Origin of the sequence: Vibrio sp. 10N.239.311.G01 (assembly GCF_041465805.1) — a bacterium.
Classification (GTDB): domain Bacteria; phylum Pseudomonadota; class Gammaproteobacteria; order Enterobacterales; family Vibrionaceae; genus Vibrio; species Vibrio crassostreae_C.
On sequence record NZ_JBFSRM010000008.1, the window covers coordinates 1 to 14,674 of the forward strand.

13 protein-coding genes are annotated in these 14,674 nt (G+C 44.8%); 11 read left to right on the forward strand and 2 right to left on the reverse strand.

All coding sequences use genetic code 11. The features are described 5' to 3' along the window. Window positions 1-212: 212 nt before the first annotated feature. Window positions 213-1,259 (forward strand): lactonase family protein, encoded by a 1,047-nt coding sequence (locus AB6D06_RS08360; protein ID WP_017071286.1) that lies wholly within the window; start codon window positions 213-215, stop codon window positions 1,257-1,259. A 68-nt stretch (window positions 1,260-1,327) separates the two neighbouring features. Here the strand turns inward: AB6D06_RS08360 and AB6D06_RS08365 are convergent, their stop codons facing one another. Then, window positions 1,328-2,503, reverse strand: coding sequence for a 2-octaprenyl-3-methyl-6-methoxy-1,4-benzoquinol hydroxylase (locus AB6D06_RS08365; RefSeq protein WP_372101329.1), 1,176 nt, complete (start codon window positions 2,501-2,503; stop codon window positions 1,328-1,330). Between the two features lie 308 nt (window positions 2,504-2,811). Between AB6D06_RS08365 and miaB the strand changes: the two genes are divergently transcribed. The 5 genes from miaB (at window position 2,812) to lnt (ending at window position 8,544) form a co-directional block, all read left to right on the forward strand. Next, the gene (gene miaB, locus AB6D06_RS08370) at window positions 2,812-4,236 is read left to right on the forward strand and encodes a tRNA (N6-isopentenyl adenosine(37)-C2)-methylthiotransferase MiaB (RefSeq protein WP_372101327.1); all 1,425 of its coding nucleotides are present in this window, start codon (window positions 2,812-2,814) and stop codon (window positions 4,234-4,236) included. A gap of 163 nt (window positions 4,237-4,399) precedes the next feature. Beyond that, the gene (locus AB6D06_RS08375) at window positions 4,400-5,521 is read left to right on the forward strand and encodes a PhoH family protein (protein ID WP_017064169.1); all 1,122 of its coding nucleotides are present in this window, start codon (window positions 4,400-4,402) and stop codon (window positions 5,519-5,521) included. After that, window positions 5,522-5,983 carry an rRNA maturation RNase YbeY gene (gene ybeY / locus AB6D06_RS08380; RefSeq protein ID WP_012603383.1) on the forward strand — a complete coding sequence of 154 codons (462 nt, stop codon included), beginning with the start codon at window positions 5,522-5,524 and terminating at the stop codon, window positions 5,981-5,983. 120 nt (window positions 5,984-6,103) lie between these two features. Next, a complete protein-coding gene (corC, locus tag AB6D06_RS08385) occupies window positions 6,104-6,994 on the forward strand; it encodes a CNNM family magnesium/cobalt transport protein CorC (RefSeq protein WP_012603382.1) in 891 nt (296 codons plus the stop codon). Window positions 6,995-7,026: 32 nt separating this feature from the next. Continuing rightward, window positions 7,027-8,544, forward strand: coding sequence for an apolipoprotein N-acyltransferase (gene lnt, locus AB6D06_RS08390; protein ID WP_102428253.1), 1,518 nt, complete (start codon window positions 7,027-7,029; stop codon window positions 8,542-8,544). A 90-nt stretch (window positions 8,545-8,634) separates the two neighbouring features. Here lnt and AB6D06_RS08395 read toward each other — a convergent pair whose 3' ends face one another. Next, a complete protein-coding gene (locus AB6D06_RS08395) occupies window positions 8,635-9,105 on the reverse strand; it encodes a zinc ribbon-containing protein (protein ID WP_017062329.1) in 471 nt (156 codons plus the stop codon). Between the two features lie 263 nt (window positions 9,106-9,368). On the opposite strand from AB6D06_RS08395, the gene leuS reads away from it, so the two are divergent. The 5 genes from leuS to rlmH all read left to right on the forward strand — a co-directional run bounded on the left by leuS (window position 9,369) and on the right by rlmH (window position 14,672). Continuing rightward, complete coding sequence (leuS, locus tag AB6D06_RS08400) at window positions 9,369-11,945, forward strand: leucine--tRNA ligase (protein WP_372110106.1); 2,577 nt, start codon at window positions 9,369-9,371, stop codon at window positions 11,943-11,945. Window positions 11,946-12,124: 179 nt separating this feature from the next. Beyond that, entirely contained in the window at window positions 12,125-12,778 is a 654-nt protein-coding gene (gene lptE, locus AB6D06_RS08405; RefSeq protein ID WP_017067144.1) for an LPS assembly lipoprotein LptE, read from the forward strand. A 12-nt stretch (window positions 12,779-12,790) separates the two neighbouring features. Further along, window positions 12,791-13,816: a DNA polymerase III subunit delta gene (gene holA / locus AB6D06_RS08410; RefSeq protein WP_372101321.1), complete on the forward strand. Its 1,026-nt coding sequence runs from the start codon at window positions 12,791-12,793 to the stop codon at window positions 13,814-13,816. A gap of 64 nt (window positions 13,817-13,880) precedes the next feature. After that, on the forward strand, window positions 13,881-14,198 hold the full coding sequence (rsfS, locus tag AB6D06_RS08415) for a ribosome silencing factor (RefSeq protein ID WP_017067142.1): 318 nt from the start codon (window positions 13,881-13,883) through the stop codon (window positions 14,196-14,198). A 3-nt stretch (window positions 14,199-14,201) separates the two neighbouring features. Continuing rightward, complete coding sequence (rlmH, locus tag AB6D06_RS08420) at window positions 14,202-14,672, forward strand: 23S rRNA (pseudouridine(1915)-N(3))-methyltransferase RlmH (RefSeq protein ID WP_004735246.1); 471 nt, start codon at window positions 14,202-14,204, stop codon at window positions 14,670-14,672. The last annotated feature ends 2 nt before the right edge of the window (window positions 14,673-14,674 follow it).

The following is a 14,674-nucleotide window of genomic DNA, read 5'->3' on the forward strand; positions in this document are numbered from 1 at the left end:
ATTTAGGTTCTGGCGCCGAGAGGTGTGAGAGTTCAAGTCTCTCCGACCGCACCATCATTAAATAGAACCCAGCTTTTTAGCTGGGTTTTGTTTTATCTGGAATATGCAAATCTGCTAGCCAAGTCACCAAGTATTCTCTTCTATAACCTCACTTTTAATACGATTTTATAAGACAATGTCAGCTCCATTTTCTAATTGAGTATGACTAGCCTATGAAACCCCTCCCCTTAACGATCGGTTGCTACACAGATACACCAAGTAAAAGCCAAGGTGTTTATCAAACTCAGTTAGATCTAGAAACAGGAAAACTATTACCTCTAGAGCTGATCATCAAATGTACTAACCCCTCTTTTATTACTGTAACAAAGACTGGGATCTATACTGCATCGGAAGTGGACCAGCAAAAACAGCCCCAGCTCATTCATATACCTAATGTTGATTCACAGCTAACACACAATACAAGCCTCATCTCGGGAGATCACCCTTGTCACGTCGCGATAGATCCACACAATAAGTTTGCTATCACGTCGCAATACTCATCAGGCACATTCGATATTTTTAGCTTAAGTATCAACGGCAGCATCGATAAACGACTCAAAACAATCCAGATGGTTGGTTCCGGGCCAAACAAAGAGAGACAAACTAGCCCACACGCCCATCAATGCCTGTTCTTACAAAACTCACCACAGTTTGTGACTGTCGATCTCGGCACCGATCGCATCAACTTCTATTGCTTTGATGAAGAGCAAGAAGAGTTCCTTGATGAGCCAATGCAGTCTATTAAGGTGCCCGCCGGCAATGGACCTCGCCATTTAATCTTTAACAAAGCTGAAGACAGAGCCTATGTGGTCTGTGAACTCTCTGAAACGTTGCTGACTTTGGAAAAGGTTTTAGGCATTTGGAATGTAGTGGAAGAGATTGATGCATTGCCTAATATGGAGAAGGGAGAAGCCGCAGCTGCGATTAAGCTATCGCCTGATGAGCAATTCCTTTATGTGTCATGTCGACACCAATCAAGAATCAGTAGCTTCAAAATCGACTCTGAGACTCAAAGGCTGACTTTCATTGATAGCTACGACACTGAAGGCAAATTCCCAAGAGACTTCCATATAACGAACGATGGGAAATGGCTTATCGCCGCCAACCAGCACTCCAACAACATCACCTCATTCAAGCGAGATAATGAAGATGGGTCTTTGGTTTATACAGGGTACTCTTTAGAGATCGATGCACCGGTTTGTGTGACGCAACAGCGATAGTAGTCATCTGATACAAAAAAGGAGAGCATTCGCTCTCCTTCTCTTTATAAAGTGTCTGTAATACTCAATTAAAGGCCCAGGGCATACTTCAACACTTGAGCTTTAATCGGCCCTGAGTTCTCTGCTAGCTTGAGTGCAGCATTACGCACAAACTTAAGTGGACCAATGTCGTTGCTGAATGTCTTATAGAAGAAATCCATACCGCTTTGCATCACTAGGTTGTCACCTCTTCTCATCACCTCGTAGCGTCTTGCTACAGACTGGTTCAATTCACCCTTTTCTTTGGTGACATCCAGCAGTACTGATACATCTTTGAAGCCTAAGTTAACACCCTGCCCAGCCAAAGGGTTGATGGTATGCGCAGAGTCTCCGACCAAAATACAGTTATTCTTCGAGTATGATTGAGCATGACGTCGTGTCAGAGGAAAAGAACCCGAATTCAAGACTTTGATATCACCTAACTCTTTAGGAAAGTGAGTAAGTACTTCGTTACGTAGTTTTTCAGGGGTCATTGCTGACAGTTGCTTAATACGCAGCGGAGAATCATACCAAACTAACGAGCCCAGCCCAACTTCTTGACCGTCAGAGGTTAGAGAACACAAAGGCAAAAATGAACGAGGGCCACTTGGTAGAAATTGCTGCCAAGTAATATCTTGCTGAGGTTGTTCTGTTTCTACATTGATAAGCATACAGTGTTGTCGATAATCCCAAGCCGTGATGCCAATTCCAGCTTGTTGGCGAACGGCTGAATTCGCACCATCAGCACCAATCACCCACTTCGCAGACAACTCAGCCCCTGATTGAAGCTTTACGATATTGATTTCACCAAACTCAATCACATCGAGCTTTTCTGGGCATAACAGTTCGAGATTGTCGTAGGCATCAAATTGAGACCATAAACCTAATTGAATGAGTCTGTTCTCAACGATATAGCCCAAACGAGGAAGGTCTAGTGAGGCAGCATCAAATCGAGTACGACATTCTGGGTGTTCCCAAGTCTCTAAGCGCTTGTAAGAGCAAACTCGCATTGCTGCTATGTTCTGCCATGCACCAAGATCGTCAAGTAAATCGACTGACGCCTGAGAAATCGCTGACACTCGAATATCCATCGCTTGCGACTCATCAAATGCTTGTGGGGCAAAACCTTCGATCACCGCAACACTCAGACCTTGCTTTGCAAAACCGATTGCTGTTGCTGCGCCAACCATGCCGCCACCGACTACTACAATATCGTAACTGTTCATATTTCGTACTTATCAGTTTGATTCTTTGACTGTTTTTGATTGTACTTTTTCATAACTAACTTGTAACCAAAAACCTTATTCGAAAAAAGGGTTATCCCTTATGGCATATGGCGTTAACGATAATAAAAACCACTACATAAGAGATTTGTTCAGACTACTAGTCAGTCGGTTTTGAAACCAGTACAATACGCCGCTTGCCGCTAGAGCCTGTCATAAAATTGAATACCGAATTATGACAAACGGGGCTAGCGGATGAATAATGGGCGATTTGCTCCCTTAAATTAAACTAACGATCGAGCGAACATATAATGAGTAAGAAACTGCTAATTAAAACTTGGGGCTGTCAGATGAATGAATATGATTCATCAAAAATGGCCGACCTGCTTAACGCTGCAAATGGCTATGAGCTAACTGAAGTACCTGAGGAAGCAGACGTACTACTATTGAATACTTGTTCTATCCGCGAAAAAGCGCAAGAAAAAGTATTCCACCAGCTTGGTCGTTGGAAAACGCTTAAAGATAAAAAAGAAGGTGTGGTGATCGGTGTGGGTGGCTGTGTAGCGACTCAAGAAGGTGATCACATTCGTCAACGTGCACCTTACGTAGACGTTATCTTTGGCCCACAAACATTACACCGTTTGCCAGAGATGATTAAATCATCACTGTCTAACGAAAAGCCAGTAATGGATATCTCTTTCCCAGAGATCGAAAAGTTCGATAACCTGCCAGAGCCAAAAGCTGAAGGCGCGACGGCGTTCGTTTCTATCATGGAAGGTTGTTCTAAATACTGTACTTACTGCGTTGTACCATACACACGTGGCGAAGAAGTTAGCCGTCCAATGGATGATGTACTTTTCGAAGTTGCTCAACTTGCAGAGCAAGGCGTACGTGAAGTTAACCTGCTAGGTCAAAACGTAAACGCATACCGCGGTCCAACACACGAAGGCGATATCTGTTCATTCGCAGAACTGCTTCGTCTTGTTGCTTCTATCGACGGTATCGACCGTATTCGTTTCACAACAAGCCACCCGCTTGAGTTTGGTGACGACATCATTGAAGTTTACAAAGACACACCAGAGCTAGTGAGCTTCCTTCACCTACCAGTACAAAGTGGTAGTGACCGTATTCTTACGATGATGAAGCGCCCACATACGGCTATCGAGTACAAATCTATTATCCGTAAACTGCGTAAAGCTCGCCCTGACATTCAAATCAGCTCTGACTTTATTGTTGGTTTCCCTGGTGAGTCTAAGCAAGACTTCCAAGATACAATGAAGCTAATTAAAGACGTTGATTTCGATATGAGCTTCAGCTTTGTTTTCTCTCCACGTCCAGGTACGCCAGCGGCAGATTACCCATGTGATGTACCAGCACAAGAGAAGAAAGATCGTCTGTACGAACTGCAGCAAACGGTAAACACACAAGCTATGCGTTTCTCTCGTCTAATGTTAGGCACAGAGCAACGTATCCTTGTTGAAGGCCCATCAAGAAAGAACCTAATGGAACTTCGCGGCCGTACAGAAAACAGCCGTGTTGTGAACTTCGAAGGTTCTTCAGACCTAATCGGTCAATTCGTAGATGTGAAGATCACTGAGGTTTACACCAACTCACTACGTGGTGAGCTAGTTCGCACAGAAAAAGACATGGGTCTACGCGTTGTTATGACTCCAGCAGAAATGATGGAAAAAACAAAACGTGAAGACGAGCTAGGTGTAGCGACATTTACGCCATAGGCAATACAACTGTTTGAGCACAAAGCGCAAACACAAAGCTTGAAATTACCTAACTAAGTGACCATCTTAGAAATAGGGATATCACCATCAGAAGCCCGGTCTAAATCGGGCTTTTTGCTCTTTGTTTTATTTAAGAGTGAGTGGCACAAAATGAGAGGCTAATTTGAGCAATAAAATCGTTACCTTAGAGATAAATCTAGAACCAGCAGACAACAAGCGCTTGGCAAGTTTATGCGGACCATTTGACGACAACATCAAGCATCTTGAGCGTCGTCTGGGCGTTGAGATTAATTACCGTAGCAACTTTTTCACCATTGTTGGTAAGCCTCACACTACAGCCGCTGCTTTAGACATCATCAAACACCTCTATGTTGAAACGGCTCCAGTTAAAGGCAACATAATCGATATCGAACCAGAGCAAATACATCTGGCGATCACCGAGTCAGGCATTTTGGAGCAACACGTCGAGTCTGAAATTGACTACGGCAAAGAAGTGACCATTAAGACTAAAAAAGGCGTCATCAAACCTCGAACGCCAAACCAAGCACAGTACCTAATGAACATGGTGACTCATGACATCACCTTTGGTATTGGGCCAGCAGGTACAGGTAAAACCTACTTAGCCGTTGCTGCAGCAGTTGATGCACTTGAACGCCAAGAGGTTCGCCGAATCCTACTGACTCGTCCTGCTGTTGAAGCCGGTGAGAAGCTTGGTTTCCTACCGGGTGATTTAAGCCAAAAAGTAGACCCATATTTACGTCCACTTTACGATGCGCTGTTTGAGATGCTTGGCTTTGAGCGAGTTGAGAAGCTGATTGAACGTAACGTAATTGAAGTTGCGCCACTGGCTTACATGCGTGGTCGTACATTGAATGATGCGTTTATCATTCTTGATGAGAGCCAAAACACCACGGTAGAACAGATGAAGATGTTCTTAACCCGTATCGGTTTTAACTCACGCGCTGTGATCACAGGTGATATTACGCAAATCGATTTACCTCGTGGTGCAAAATCAGGCTTACGCCATGCGACTGAAGTGCTCAATGAAGTCGACGACATTAGCTTTAACTTCTTCATGTCTGAAGACGTCGTTCGTCACCCTGTAGTTGCTCGTATCGTCAACGCATACGAGAAGTGGGAAGCAAAAGACCAGAAAGAGCGCAAAGAGTTTGAAAAGCGTAAACGTGAAGAGCGTGAAGCCAAACTTCTTGAGGCTCAGCAGGTAGTTACGACACAATTAGCAACACAAAATAGCTCTGTAATTGCAGAACAAGGTGATAAATAGATGTCTATTGAACTAGACCTGCAATTAGCGGTCGAAAATGAGCAAGGTCTTCCAACTGAGCAAGATATTCAGCTTTGGTTGGACAAGACAATTCCTCAGTTTCAAGAGAACGCTGAGTTGACGGTTCGTATCGTTGATACACAAGAAAGCCACCAGCTCAATCATGAATATCGTGGCAAAGATAAGCCAACTAACGTGTTGTCTTTTCCATTCGAGGCTCCTCCAGGGATCGAGTTAGATCTACTGGGCGACCTCATTATCTGCCGCCAAGTTGTCGAAAAAGAAGCAGAAGAGCAAAGTAAGCCTCTGCTAGCACACTGGGCTCATATGGTTGTACATGGCAGTCTGCATCTGCTAGGTTATGATCATATCGAAGATGATGAAGCTGAAGAGATGGAGTCACTCGAGACAGAAATCATGCAATCTATGGGGTTTGAAGACCCTTACATTCTAGAAAAGTAAATTGATTCTAGTAAAGTAGGTTGCAGAGAAACAATAACTCATCGAACCTGTGATTTTCACAGGAATCTGAGTTGTAACGTGTGCTATCACACTTCTGATAGCGTTATTTTTTGAGAAATCATGAACGAAGGTAACCCCCCCACTTCTGAGGGAAGTAAAAAATCTGAAGGTCCGAGTAGAAAGTCCTTCTTTGAACGCCTAGGCCAACTATTTCAAGGTGAAGTAAAAGATCGCCAAGAGCTCGTAGATGTAATCCGCGACTCAGAAATTAATGACCTAATTGACCACGACACACGCGACATGCTCGAGGGTGTTATGGAAATTTCAGAGATGCGAGTACGCGATATCATGCTGCCTCGCTCTCAAATGGTTACAGTTGAACGCACAGATGATCTAGATACATTGATTGCGCTCATTACTGATGCTCAACACTCTCGCTACCCAGTGATCAGTGAAGATAAAGACCATGTTGAAGGCATTCTATTAGCGAAGGACCTACTTAAGTATTTGGGTTCAGAAAGTGCTCCATTTGATATCGAACAAGTGATTCGCCCTGTCGTGGTTGTTCCTGAAAGTAAGCGAGTTGATCGCCTGCTTAAGGAGTTCCAAGAAGAGCGTTACCACATGTCTATCGTTGTCGATGAGTTTGGTGGAGTTTCTGGCCTGGTAACCATTGAAGATATCCTCGAAGAAATCGTTGGTGAAATTGAAGACGAGTTCGACGATGAAGAAGAGCTAGATATTCGTAAGCTGAGTAAGCATACCTTCTCTGTAAAAGCTTTAACCACTATTGAAGAGTTCAACGATACGTTTAACACTGCCTTTAGTGACGACGAAGTGGATACGGTAGGCGGCATGGTTATGACAGCACTCGGCCACCTGCCGGTTCGTGGCGAAATTGTAGAAATCGAAAACTACCATTTCAAAATAACATCAGCAGATAACCGTCGTGTGATTCAGCTACAGGTAACCATTCCTGACGAACAGCCTCTTCCGACTATCGAAGAATAACAACTTCTCTCTAAAGAGATGACAGAAATTAGATGACTAATACCTTTATTCATCGCCTATTACGGCCGCTTGCGGCCGTTTTTGTTGGCGCTATAACCACCCTTTCATTCGCTCCATACTCTATATGGCCTCTTGCTATTCTCAGCCCAGCTTTGTTGCTGTTGCTGATCCACAACCGCTCTCCTAAAAGTGCGCTTTGGATTGGCTACGCATGGGGTTTAGGTCAATTCACCACAGGTATCAGCTGGGTATACGTCAGCATTGATGGTTTTGGCGGCATGCCACTGGCAGCCAACCTATTTTTGATGGCATTGCTTGTTGGCTACCTAGCCGTTTATTCAGGGCTATTTACCTGGGGTTTGAATAAATTCTTCCCTGCCAATAACCTAAGCCGCTTTTTCCTCGCAGCTCCTGCATTGTGGTTAGTCAGCGATTGGCTGCGTGGATGGGTAATGACGGGCTTCCCTTGGCTTTGGTTAGGCTACAGCCAAATCGATTCGCCATTAGGTTCATTTGCACCGATTGGCGGCGTAGATCTAGTAACTTTAGCGATCATTGTTTCAGCCTCTGCATTCACTTGTGCGATTGTTAACCGAGCTTGGAGCATCGCTCTCATTCCCGCCGTCGTATTTAGTGCAGGCTTTGGTATTCGCAACATCGACTGGGTCACGCCGAACCCTGAAAAAACCACGTCAGTCGTCTTAATCCAAGGCAACGTCGATCAAGACAGTAAATGGCTGCCGAGTCATCGCTGGCCGACCATGATGAAGTACACCGACCTAAGCAGAGAAAACTGGGGAGCGGATATCATCATCTGGCCTGAAGCGGCTATTCCAGCATTCGAAGTTGAGATCCCATCTTTCCTACGTAACTTGGATAGCGCAGCGAAGATGAACAACAGTTCGATCATTACCGGTGTGCTGAATCAGTCTGAAGATAAGAAATACTACAACAGTGTTCTTTCTCTCGGTGTGAATCCATACGGTGAGTACAGCTACGATCCAGACGAACGCTACCATAAACACCACCTGTTACCATTTGGTGAGTTTGTGCCGTTTGAAGATATCTTGCGTCCATTAGCACCTTTCTTTAACTTGCCAATGTCATCATTTAGCCGTGGCGACTTTGTTCAACCAAACATAGTGGCAAATGGTCGTCACTTAGCGCCGGCACTGTGTTATGAGATCATCTTTAATGATCAAGTTAGACAGAACGTAACCGACGAGACTGACTTTATTTTAACGCTCTCTAACGATGCGTGGTTTGGTCGTTCGATTGGCCCTCTGCAACATATGGAAATTGCACAGATGCGTGCTCTGGAGCTTGGTAAGCCGGTTATTCGCTCGACCAACAACGGTGTGACGGCAGTTACTGATTACAAAGGCAATATAATCAAGCAAGTGCCTCAGTTTGAAACGGCAGTGTTAAAAGCTGAACTCATTTCAACGGATGGTCAAACGCCTTATCACACAGTAGGTACTTGGCCACTGTATATCTGGGCGATGCTCAGCTTGGTGATTGGTTGGGTAATTAGAAAGCCAAAAAGCTAGATTCGACGAAAAGTGATTTGAGGGTTGACTGATCGGGTCAACCCTTTTTCATTGCTGTGGTTTTGCGTTGATACGCTATGGTTCAGAAGCTTACGGTTTAAGGGCTTTACGACTAAACCCTTTAGAACCACATTTAATGCATGGAATGATATTGGTTGGGTGGTTATATTCGGTTTGGTGACCACACTCGTCACATACTAAGGTTCCCAAGCCAATGACTTCACCCGCTTGATACAAGCCTTGGTGTTCTAAGTCTTGGAACAGTTCAACCCATTCCACCTTAGTACGATCAGTAATATCCAACAGCCCTTGCCAAATAGAGTCCGCAATCATCAAATAGAATGGACCGCTTTTACTCTCTTCATAGCTTTCGGAAAACTCTTTTAAGTCCGACTTCACGTAGGCAGAGATCAATGAAAGCTCATCTTTAGTCATATCATTAGCTGCTTTCGCAAACTTGCCCGACGTTTCGATTTTGTTGTTGAGCTCTTCAGGGCTATGCTTCAGCGTTTCAATCACCTCTTCGACGACTTCTTCATAGAGCGCTTTTTTCTTCGGCATAACAACCTCCTTAAGATAACCAACCTTTTAGTGAGCAAACGGATGCGCTGCAATGCACTCCCGCTTACAAACAAATGCAATTCATACTCTTAAGTATAGTTGCCCTGCGAAATTCAGTGAAAATTACACAATCTACTAAGCGGCAACTGCAAGTATGAAGGGTATAACTATTGTTGTACTCAGCTCCTTTAGGTATTCTATGACGATCTGTAAGATTCTGTTCTAACCGAACTCACAAATTCCAAGATAACCGGATACCATCGATGCAAGAACAATATAACCCGCAAGAGATTGAACAAAAGGTTCAACAACACTGGGATAACAGCGAGACTTTCGTTGTAAGTGAAGACCCAAACAAAGAAAAATTCTACTGTCTTTCTATGTTCCCTTACCCAAGTGGCCGACTGCACATGGGTCACGTGCGTAACTACACCATCGGTGATGTGGTATCTCGTTTCCAACGTCTACAAGGCAAAAACGTAATGCAGCCAATTGGTTGGGATGCATTCGGCCTACCTGCAGAAAACGCCGCTGTTAAAAACAATACAGCACCTGCACCATGGACTTACGAAAACATTGAGTACATGAAGAACCAGCTTAAGCTTCTAGGCTTTGGTTACGACTGGAACCGTGAATTCGCAACGTGTACTCCAGAGTACTACCGTTGGGAACAAGAGTTCTTCACTAAGCTTTACGAAAAAGGCCTGGTTTACAAGAAGACATCTTCAGTGAACTGGTGTCCAAACGACCAAACAGTACTGGCAAATGAGCAAGTAGAAGACGGTTGTTGCTGGCGTTGTGACACTCCAGTAGAGCAAAAGAAAATTCCACAGTGGTTTATTAAAATCACTGAGTACGCTCAAGAGCTACTAGACGATCTAGACAACCTTGAAGGTTGGCCTGAAATGGTTAAGACCATGCAGCGCAACTGGATCGGCCGCTCTGAAGGTGTTGAGCTATCTTTCGCTGTTAACGGCGAAGAAGCACCATTAGAAGTGTACACAACACGTCCAGATACACTAATGGGTGTTTCTTACGTTGGTATCGCTGCAGGTCACCCTCTTGCAGAGAAAGCATCGAAGAACAACCCAGAGCTTGCTGCATTCGTTGAAGAGTGTCGTAACACTAAAGTTGCTGAAGCTGAACTCGCAACGATGGAAAAGAAAGGTATGGATACTGGCCTAACGGCTATCCACCCTCTTAACGGTCGTGTTGTTCCTGTATACGTAGCAAACTTCGTACTTATGGATTACGGCACAGGTGCGGTAATGGCGGTTCCTGCTCACGATCAACGTGACTACGAGTTCGCAACTAAGTACGGCATCGATATCATCCCAGTAATCAAACCTGAAGATGGTTCTGAACTAGACGTGTCTGAAGCGGCTTACACTGAAAAAGGTGTACTGTTTGATTCTGGTGAATTCGATGGTCTTGCGTTCCCAGAAGCATTCGATGCAATTGCTGCGAAGCTTGAAGCTGAAGGCAAAGGTAAGAAGACAGTAAACTTCCGTCTACGTGACTGGGGTGTATCTCGTCAACGTTACTGGGGCGCTCCAATCCCAATGGTAACCACTGAAGACGGTGAAGTTCACCCAGTACCAGCAGACCAACTGCCAGTCATTCTTCCTGAAGATGTAGTAATGGATGGCGTAACGAGCCCAATCAAGGCTGACAAGTCTTGGGCTGAAACAACATTCAACGGCGAACCCGCTCTACGTGAGACTGACACGTTCGATACGTTTATGGAGTCTTCTTGGTACTACGCACGTTACTGTTCACCGCAAGCAGACGACATTCTAGATCCAGAGAAAGCAAACTACTGGCTACCAGTTGACCAATACGTTGGTGGTATCGAGCACGCTTGTATGCACCTGCTTTACTCTCGTTTCTTCCATAAGCTTCTACGTGATGCTGGCTACGTGACGTCTGATGAACCGTTCAAGCAACTACTATGTCAAGGCATGGTTCTGGCTGACGCGTTCTATCACGAAAACGAAAAAGGCACCAAAGAGTGGATTGCACCGACTGACGTAACGGTTGAACGTGACGGTAAAGGTCGCATCGAAAAAGCAGTCGACGATCAAGGTCGTGAAGTTGAACACTCAGGCATGATCAAAATGTCTAAGTCTAAGAACAACGGTATCGACCCACAAGAGATGGTAGACAAGTACGGCGCTGATACAGTACGTCTATTCATGATGTTTGCATCACCTGCAGACATGACGCTTGAGTGGCAAGAGTCTGGCGTTGAAGGGGCTAACCGCTTCCTTAAACGTGTTTGGAAATTGGTTCACGCTCACTCTTCTAAGGGTGCTGCTGAATCTGTTGATGCTTCTGCGCTATCTGGCGACCAAAAAGCACTTCGTCGTGATATCCATAAAACTATCGCGAAAGTAACGGACGATATTGGCCGTCGCCAAACGTTCAACACGGCAATCGCTGCAATCATGGAACTGATGAACAAGCTGGCGAAAGCGCCTCAAGAATCTGTACAAGATCGTGCAATCCTTGATGAAGCGCTAAAAGCGGTAGTACGCATGCTTTACCCAATGACTCCACACATCTCTTACGAAATGTGGATTGCACTTGGTGAATCAAACGTAGACTCAGCAACATGGCCAACTTTCGATGAGAAAGCGCTAGTTGAAGACGAGAAGACTATCGTTGTTATGATCAACGGTAAGCTGCGTGCGAAGCTAACTGTGGCAGCTGATGCAACAGAAGAGCAGGTTCGTGAGCTTGGTCTGAACGATGAGAACGCTAAGAAGTTCCTAGATGGCTTAACGATCCGTAAAGTCATCTTCGTACCAGGTAAGCTTCTAAACATCGTTGCTAACTAATTTCGTTAGCACAATGCAATTGCTAAAGAATTAACGAACTTAATTCATCAAAAGCAGTCTGTAGACAGGGTAGCTAATTGCCCTGTCTACTTATTTAAGCGCTTTAGACTTGAGCCTAACCACTCAAACGAACTAAAGCCTTTAAATAAGTATTCTACCTTCATGAGAGCCATCAAATAATGCGCCTGATTTCACTATCTTCATTGAAAGTTACTGTTGTTGTTTTAACCGTCAGCCTATTAAGTGCGTGTGGTTTCCACCTACGTGGTGATTACTCCGTACCAGAAGAACTCAACAAGATCTCCGTAACCAGTTACGACCAATACAGTACGTTTACACGTATGATGAAAGGTCAACTGCGTATGAATGATGTAGAAATTGTGCCACCGGCTGAGAATACACCTAACCTGCATATTATTAGTGAGAGCGTAGGTGAGCGAACTCTGTCTCTATACCAAAACACTCGTGCAGCAGAGAAAGAACTGACATTCCGCGCTTCATACCGCGTAACTGTCCCGGATCTAGGCTCAAAGACGTTCTCAACCAGCGTAACCCGTAGTTACCTAGATAACCCGCTAACTGCACTTGCGAAGTCGGTTGAACGAGACATGATCGAAGATGAGATGCGTAAGTTGGCAACAAGCCAAATCCTTCGTCAGATGGCTCGTCTAAAAGCGAACATTGCAGCTGATAGCATGGACCTAGATGCACTAGAGCACGTTCAAGTGAAAGAACTCGAAAAGCAATACAACATCAAGAATGTTGAGATTGACGACGTTGAAATCGAACCAAGCACAGAACAACAACCAGAGCTCAGCGAATCTGCTCAATAATAGGTTTATTTGATGCGTATTTTTGCTGACCGCTTACCAGAACAGCTTGCTAAACAACTGAGCAACGTTTACCTGATCTTTGGTAATGAGCCACTGCTATTACAAGAAAGCAGAGAAGCGATTCAAAAAGCGGCTAAACAACAAGGTTTCGAGGAACGTCACCGCTTTGCGATTGATAGCAGTCTCGACTGGAATCAAGTCTACGACTGCACTCAAGCACTGAGCCTATTCTCTAGCCGTCAGGTCATCGAGCTTGAGCTGCCAGAGTCAGGCGTCAATGCCGCAATAGCGAAAGAGCTACTCGCAATCTCCGAGCATATCCACAGTGATATCTTGTTAATCTTGGTGGGCACTAAGCTCACCAAAGCTCAAGAAAGCGCTAAGTGGTTTAAGGCTCTTTCGAATCAGGGTCACTGGGTCAGTTGCCTAACGCCAGATGTCAGTCGGTTACCTCAGTTTGTCCAAGCGCGTTGCCGTCAAATCGGTTTAACGCCAGACCCTGAAGCGATTCAAATGCTGGCGCAATGGCATGAGGGTAATCTATTTGCTCTCACCCAAAGCCTAGAAAAACTGGCTCTCCAATACCCAGATGGAAAACTCACGTTAGTACGCTTAGAAGAATCGCTGAGTCGACACAACCATTTTACTCCATTCCATTGGAGTGATGCGTTATTGGCAGGCAAAGGTAACCGAGCACAACGAATCCTGCGTCAGCTAGAAGCTGAAGGTGTCGAACCCGTCATTTTATTACGTAGCATACAACGAGAGCTTGCTCTGCTATTACAAATGCAGCAACAAATGAAACAGATGCCGATTGGTCAGGTCTTCGAAAAACACCGTATCTGGCAATCTAAAAAGCCTCTTTATAACGCCGCGCTAACAAGAGTTTCGATTTCTCAATTACACTCTTTGTTCGCGTTGCTCACTCAAGCTGAATTGATGACAAAAACTCAATATGAGCAGTCGCCTTGGCCACTAATTCATCAGTTAAGCGTAGAGTTTTGTATCCCTTCAGCTTCAATACCATTTCACGCATAAAAGCGTGGTATATTCTAGGGTCGACAGCCCCTAAAAAGCTAAATTCAGATTAAAGGAACACCCCGTGTTACGTGAAGAACTAAAAGATTTTCTTGCAGACAAAGCCGACGACATGAAAGCAGAATCGATTGTGACTATCGATGTAGAAGGCAAATCAAGCGTTACTGATTACATGATTGTTTGTACAGGTACCTCTAAGCGCCATGTTGCTTCTATTGCACAGCATGTTGCTGATGAAATACGTAAAGCAGGTATGCAGCCACTAGGCATGGACGGCCAGCAAGAAGGTGAATGGGTTGTTCTAGATATGGGCACAAGCATGCTTCACGTTATGCAAGAAGAACACCGTGAACTGTACCAACTAGAAAAACTTTGGGGCTAAGCTTTGAAGATCCAGTTAATCGCAGTTGGCACAAAAATGCCAAAGTGGGTTGAAGAAGGCTTTAAAGAATATAAACGCCGCTTCCCTCATGATATGCCATTAGAGCTCATTGAAATTACTGCGGGAAAGCGCGGTAAAAATGCGGATATTGCACGCATTCTTCAAAAAGAAGGCGAAGCGATGTTGGCAGCGGTTCCAAAAGGCAACCGCATTGTCACGCTTGATATCCCAGGTAAAAAGTGGGACACACCACAACTGGCAGAGCAATTGGAAAGTTGGAAGTTGGATGGACGCGACGTTTCTATCCTTATCGGCGGGCCTGAAGGATTAGCACCTGCATGTAAAGCGGCTGCAGACCAAAGTTGGTCTCTGTCTGCGCTTACTCTCCCTCACCCATTAGTACGCGTTATCATGGCTGAAAGCTTGTATCGAGCTTGGAGCATCACTGCTAACCACCCTTATCATCGAGAATAAGC